This is a genomic window from Burkholderia sp. SIMBA_051 (assembly GCF_046534915.1).
GTDB lineage: Bacteria > Pseudomonadota > Gammaproteobacteria > Burkholderiales > Burkholderiaceae > Burkholderia > Burkholderia ambifaria.
Genome location: NZ_JAWRXS010001004.1, coordinates 1 through 230 on the forward strand (window position 1 = coordinate 1; position 230 = coordinate 230).

Genomic DNA, 230 nt, shown 5'->3' on the forward strand with positions numbered 1-230 from the left:
GACGCCTTCCACGGGACTGTAGGCCTGCTGCACGTTGCCGCGGTAGGTTTTCGTGCCGAGCACAAGGCACGACCAGAAGCGCACCATCTTCGGCAGATGGTCGTCCCAGCGCCCGGCCAGCATGGCGTCGAAGACCGGACCGAGCAGCGCGTCCGCGCGCACGCGGTCATAGAACGCGTAGACGAGTTCGCGGATGTTGTCTTCGGTCGGCTCGGCGTAGGGGGCGGGGA

At 67.0% G+C, this 230-nt stretch carries 1 protein-coding gene; it reads right to left on the bottom strand.

Annotation, left to right across the window (positions count from 1 at the left end):
* Window positions 1-230, bottom strand: a 230-nt coding sequence (locus SB771_RS37510; RefSeq protein ID WP_410722344.1) for a group III truncated hemoglobin, incomplete at both ends; no start/stop codon positions are given.